The organism is Terriglobales bacterium, from assembly GCA_035624475.1.
GTDB lineage: Bacteria > Acidobacteriota > Terriglobia > Terriglobales > Acidobacteriaceae > DASPRL01.
Window position 1 is genome coordinate 1 of sequence record DASPRL010000115.1, and the last position, 5,357, is coordinate 5,357.

Below are 5,357 nucleotides of genomic sequence, written 5' to 3' on the forward strand. Positions count from 1 at the left end.
CCGCCCCCGGGGACCCCGCATGCTCGCGGCGGCGACGTCTTCTACGTCCGCACCAATCGTCCCGGCGACCTGGGTGCGTGGTGGAAGGACTCCGAGATCGTGCGCCAACTGCAACTCTCGGACGCCCAGATCAAGCAGATCGAGGAGACCTTCCTGAACGCGCGCCTGGACCTGATCAAAATGCGCGCCGACGTGGAGATCCAGGAAACCATCCTGCAGTCCCTTGTGGACGCCGACCAGATGGACGAGGGCAAGATCAGCGCCCAGATCGACCAGGTGCTGGCCACTCGCGCCAGACTGGAAAAGGCCAACACCATGATGATGCTCGACATCCGCAAGGTGCTGACGGTGGAGCAGTGGAAGAAACTGCGCGCCATTCAGCAATCGCGCGAGCAGGAGCATCGCATGGCGCCGCCCGCCCGGCCAGGCATGCCGGGACCGCCGCAAGCGCCGGGGCCGGCGACCGCGCCTCCGCCCCCCGGAGACGACAACCTCTAGACGCCTCCGCCCGGAGGAAGCAGGTGGCGAGCCTGCTTCCTCCGGAGGGCGGACTTGCGCGGCCGTGCTAGACTTTTCTGTGGCCCTCTCCACGGAAAGCGAGCCGCGATGAAGTTCGGGGTCATCATCTTTCCCGGGTCCAACTGCGACCACGACGCCTACCACGTGCTCGGCCAGGTGGCCCAGCAGCCGGTCACCTTCCTCTGGCACGACTCCCACGACCTCCAGAACTGCGATGCCGTGATCGTGCCCGGGGGCTTCGCCTACGGGGACTACATGAGGACGGGCGCCCTCGCCGCCCTCGCTCCCATCATGGAAGCGGTGAAGAAATTCGCCGCCGCGGGCGGCCTGGTACTGGGCATCTGCAACGGCTTCCAGATCCTGCTGGAGGCCGGCCTGCTGCCGGGCGCGATGCTGCGCAACGCCGGGCTCAAGTACGTCTGCAAGCCCGTCTATCTGCGGGTGGAGAACGCCGAGACCCCCTTCACCCAGCTCTGCCGTAAGGGCGAGGTGCTGAAGATCCCCATCGGGCACATGGAAGGTAACTACTTCTGCGACGCCGAGACCCTGGAGAAGCTGCGGCGGGAAAACCGCGTCGTCTTCCGCTACGCCACGCCGCAAGGCGAGATCACGGCCGCCGCCAACCCCAATGGCTCGCTCGACAACATCGCCGGCATCTGCAACGAGGGGCGCAACGTGCTGGGCATGATGCCCCACCCCGAGCGCGCTTCCGAGCCCGAACTGGGGATGACCGACGGCTTCAAGGTGATGCAGTCGCTGGTGGGCGCGCTGGCGGCGCGTTAATTGAAGATTGCAGATTGTAGATTGAAGATTTGAAAGTTAGCTCGCGCGTGCCATTCGGTAATCTGCAATCTGAAATCTTCAATCTGCAATCCTGATACTGTCGCCCGTCCGCACCACGCCCTCCCGCAGCACCACCAGATAGACCGCAATGCAGCCCTCGTGTTTCTGGGCGACCGTGGCCAGCACCTGGGGTGAGGCGGCGGCTGTCTCCGGGTCCAGGGTGATGATCTTGCACCGCCCGTCCTTCTTGGAGACGTGGAGCAGGCACTGCTCGCCCACCTGCAGGGTGCGGCCCACCAGCGTGTCTTCGAAGTAGGGGCCGGCCTCCTTCCACTCGGCGTAGAAGTTGGCGCGGAAGCGGTGCGGGTGGAGAGAGATGCCCACCTCTTGCGACAACGCGGCGGCGGTGGGCAGGCCGAAGAGCGAGACCGGGCGGGCGTCGGTCATGGCACGCTCCGAGAAGCGAAGCCAGATCTCGCGGCCTAGGCGCTTTTCCAGCTGCTCTTTGAGGCGGGGGTCGTTGATGTCGAGCTTCTGTCCCTGAGGCGTGGTCACTTCGATGCCATAGCGCGTCGAGTCGGGATAGTGCGCCACCGCTTCGGGCGGCGCCGTAAACCGCGGCCGGAAGAGCAGCATCTCCTCCACCTGGCGGGCGGTGAGCCAGGGAAATTCGGGATTGCCGTCGCGCTGCACGAAGGCGTAGGCGCGGTCGCCCACCAGACCGGAATAGCTGACGTAGGCCTCCGCCAGGTCTTCCCCGGCCATGCTCTTCACCGGGTAGCGGCGCAGGTGCCGGAGGGTGCCGATGGTTTCCATGCGCCTACTTCTTCTCGAACGCTTCCTTGTTCACCACGTACGGCATCTTGCTGGGATCGCCGCCGTAGTTTCCTTCCAAGACATCGATGAGGGCCTGGCCGGTGCGCCCCGACATGCCCTTGTTGGGATCGGTGGAGAGCCGGGTGATGCGGGCGCCGCTGGCAAAGTGGTGGAAGAGTCGGCAACGGTCGGCGATGGCGGGATCGCGCAGGGGCGAATCCGGAGGCAACGGCTCCTTCTCGAAGACATCCAGCGCCGCGCCGGCGATCCAGCGCTCGCGCAGGGCGCGCGCCAGCGCGGCCTCGTCCACCACCGGCCCGCGCGAGGTATTCACCAGGTAGGCGCTCTTCTTCATGAGCTTCAACGTGCGCTCGTTGATGAGGTGGTGGGTGGGCTCGTCCGCCTCGCCCTCCCGCAGCAAGGGCACGTGAATACTGATGAAATCCGCCTGGCTCAGGGCCTCGTCGCGGCTCACGTATTTGATCCGGGTGTGCTCGCCGTACATCTTGTGCTTGGTGCGCAGGTCTTTGATCTCCTGGATGCCGGCGATGAACTTGTGGTTCTGGTAGACCGGGTCGTAGCACAGGATGTTCATGTCGAAGCCGACGGACTTCTTGATCATGGCCAAGCCGATGCGCCCGGTGCCGATGATGGCGATGGTCTTGCCCGTGACCTCGTCACCCAGGAAGGGCAGGTAGGGATGCCAGGAGCCCCATTTGTTCTCCCGCACCAGGATCTCCGAGTTCCACAGCTTGCGCGCCAGCGCCCCCATGATGAAGAAGGCGAACTCGGCGGTGGCCTCGGTGAGCACGTCGGCGGTGTGGGTGAAGGGGATCTTGTAGCGGTTGGCGTCGGCGCGGTTGATGTTGTCGAAGCCCACGGCGCACTGGGCCACCACCTTGAGCGTGCCCTTGCCCGCCTCGAAGACCTCGGCGTCGATGGGATCGCGCAGGGTGGTGATCAGCCCGTCGATGCCCGAGCGCACCTTCTCCACGATCAGCTGCTTGGGCGGCGCTTCGATCTCCTCGTACACCTCCACCTCGTAGCCGCGCTGGCGCAGCATCTCGAAGGTGTCCTTGCCGATGTCGCAGGTGGCAAACACGCGAAAGCGCTTCTGCTCTTTCATGACGCTCTTTCGGTTGCGGGGATAGCTGCCCAAACGACAGGGAGACGCCGCCGGCGTGACCTCTCGCGCCGGGCAGTCTCGGATCAAAGAAGGGATTTTACCGTACCGCGGCCAGCTCTTTCTCGTGGGTACGGGATTTCTTTACCTGCATGAGCTCGACCGCCTTCTGGGCGATGTGTTCGGCGCTGACCTCGAACTCCTTGATCAGCTCCCAGGGGGCGCCCGACTCGCCGAAGCGGTCCTTCACCCCGATGGCCCCGGTGATGACCGGGGTGCCGTAGAGCTCGGGGCTCTCGGTCAGCACGCCGCTCACGCGCCAGGCCAGAGCGCCGATCTGGTGCTCCTCGGCGGTGATGACCACCCCGGTCTCGCGCGCGGCCCGCAGGATGGCGGCTTCGTCGATGGGCTTCATGGTGTGCAGGTTGAGGACGCGCGTCTCCCAGCCGAATTCCCTCTTCAGGATCCATGCGGCGCGCATGGCCTCGGGCACCATGGGCCCGCAGGCCAGGATGCTCAGGTCCTCGTTCTCGTCCTCGTAGTGGCTGGCCAGCACGGTGTCGAAGGCGTCGGCGAACTGCTCCGCCTCGCGGCGCAGGCGGATGACGTTGGCTTTGCCGAAGACGAACGGGGTCTCGGCGTGGGTGACGATAGGCGTGGCCTCGCGCGCAAAGCGCAGAAACTTCGGCCCCACGTGCTGCAGAAGCAGGAAGTCGGTGGCCTTGCGGGTCTCGACCGAGTCGCAAGGGACGACCACCACCATATTGGGCATGCCGCACATGGCGAACAGGTCTTCCAGGGCCTGGTGAGTGGCGCCGTCGGGCCCCACCGAGACCCCGCCGTGCGCCCCCGCCACCATGACGTTGAAGTTGCCGTAGCAGACAGAGACGCGCAACTGGTCGAGGTTGCGAGCAGCGGCGAAGGTGCCGTAGGTACCGAAGACGGGCAGCTTCCCTTCCTTCGCCAGGCCGGCGGCGGCGGCGGTGGCCGACTGCTCGGCGATGCCCATGAGATCCAGCGCTCCTTGCGCTCGGGCTTGCCGCTGTAGAACTCGCTGATGGTGATGGAGCCGGAGATGTCGAGTCCGAGGCAGACCACGCGCTCGTCGTCGCCGTGGGCCTGCAGCGACTGCCCGAAACCCTTGCGCGTGGGCTCCATCTTGACCTGCATGCTCTTGCCGGAGTTCCACCAGTAGTCGGCCTGGAACTTGGGCATCTTGGCGGCGAGCGTCTTCTCCGCCTCCGCCTGGTAGGCCTTGGCCTTCTCCAGCAGGGCGGCGTGAGGGACCTTGTCGAGCAGCCCCAGCTCGCCGAGACCCTTCAGCATCTCTTCGTGGTTGGGAGACTTGCCGTGCCATCCGGCCACGTTCTCCATGAAGCTGACGCCTTTGCCCTTGGTGGTCTCGGCGATGATCAGCACCGGCTTGCCCAGGCCTTCCTTGGCCTTTTCGAGGGCCTCGACGACCTCCTTCATGTCGTGGCCGTTGATGCGCAGCACCTCCCAGCCGAAGGCGCGGTACTTGGCGCCCAGGGGATCGATGCTCATGACCTCCGACACCGGGCCATCGATCTGCAGGCGATTGTTGTCCACGATGCCGATCAGGTTCTCCAGCTTGTAGTGGGCGGCCTCCATGGCCGCTTCCCAGATGTTGCCCTCCTGCTGCTCGCCGTCGCCCATGATGCAGAAGGTGTTGAAGTCCTTCTTCTTGAGCTTGCCGCCCAGGGCCACGCCCACGGCCACGCTCAGCCCCTGGCCCAGGGAGCCGCTGGAGACCTCGACGCCCGGCAGCTTCACCCAGTGTGGGTGGCCTTGGTAGGGGGAATACAGCTTGCGCAGCGTGACCACGTCGTCGATGGGGTGGCAGCCGGCGAAGGCCAGGCCCAAGTAGAGGGCCGGGGCCTTGTGCCCACCCGACCAGATGATGCGGTCGCGCTCCTCCCAGTCAGGGTTCTTGGGATCGTGGTCGGCGATCTTGAGGTAGAGGGCGGCGACGATGTCCATGATGGAGAGGGTGCCTCCGGCGTGGCCGCTGCCGGCAGCGCGCAGCGCCACCAGGTCGTAGCCGCGCATCAGGTTGGCCTGCTCGGCCAGTTCCTCGATGGAGTAGTCGCGGATG

At 65.6% G+C, this 5,357-nt stretch carries 5 protein-coding genes and 2 pseudogenes; 2 read left to right on the forward strand and 5 right to left on the reverse strand.

The annotated features are described in order from the left end of the window. Both VEG08_04970 and purQ read left to right on the forward strand, forming a co-directional pair. On the forward strand, window positions 1–498 hold a 498-nt coding region (locus VEG08_04970), incomplete at its 5' end, for a periplasmic heavy metal sensor (protein ID HXZ27336.1). 108 nt (window positions 499–606) lie between these two features. Continuing rightward, window positions 607–1,302, forward strand: a complete 696-nt coding sequence (gene purQ / locus VEG08_04975) for a phosphoribosylformylglycinamidine synthase subunit PurQ (protein ID HXZ27337.1) — start codon at window positions 607–609, stop codon at window positions 1,300–1,302. A gap of 78 nt (window positions 1,303–1,380) precedes the next feature. On the opposite strand, the gene VEG08_04980 is transcribed toward purQ, so the two are convergent. From VEG08_04980 to VEG08_05000, 5 genes and pseudogenes are all read right to left on the reverse strand, one after another. Then, window positions 1,381–2,118 carry an MOSC N-terminal beta barrel domain-containing protein gene (locus VEG08_04980; GenBank protein ID HXZ27338.1) on the reverse strand — a complete coding sequence of 246 codons (738 nt, stop codon included), beginning with the start codon at window positions 2,116–2,118 and terminating at the stop codon, window positions 1,381–1,383. A 4-nt stretch (window positions 2,119–2,122) separates the two neighbouring features. After that, window positions 2,123–3,244 carry an NAD(P)-dependent oxidoreductase gene (locus VEG08_04985; protein HXZ27339.1) on the reverse strand — a complete coding sequence of 374 codons (1,122 nt, stop codon included), beginning with the start codon at window positions 3,242–3,244 and terminating at the stop codon, window positions 2,123–2,125. Between the two features lie 97 nt (window positions 3,245–3,341). Continuing rightward, window positions 3,342–3,797, reverse strand: coding sequence for a transketolase C-terminal domain-containing protein (locus tag VEG08_04990; GenBank protein HXZ27340.1), 456 nt, complete (start codon window positions 3,795–3,797; stop codon window positions 3,342–3,344). A gap of 159 nt (window positions 3,798–3,956) precedes the next feature. Continuing rightward, a pseudogene (locus tag VEG08_04995) lies at window positions 3,957–4,598 on the reverse strand (hypothetical protein). Further along, window positions 4,535–5,311, reverse strand: a pseudogene (locus VEG08_05000) (transketolase). The pseudogenes VEG08_04995 and VEG08_05000 overlap by 64 nt, the downstream one beginning before the upstream one ends. Between the last annotated feature and the right edge of the window lie 46 nt (window positions 5,312–5,357).

Coding starts and splice junctions, on each gene's coding strand:
- purQ (HXZ27337.1), top strand. CDS start 607: ATGAAGTTCGGGGTCATCATCTTTCCCGGGTCCAACTGCGACCACGAC.
- VEG08_04980 (HXZ27338.1), bottom strand. CDS start 2,118: ATGGAAACCATCGGCACCCTCCGGCACCTGCGCCGCTACCCGGTGAAG.
- VEG08_04985 (HXZ27339.1), bottom strand. CDS start 3,244: ATGAAAGAGCAGAAGCGCTTTCGCGTGTTTGCCACCTGCGACATCGGC.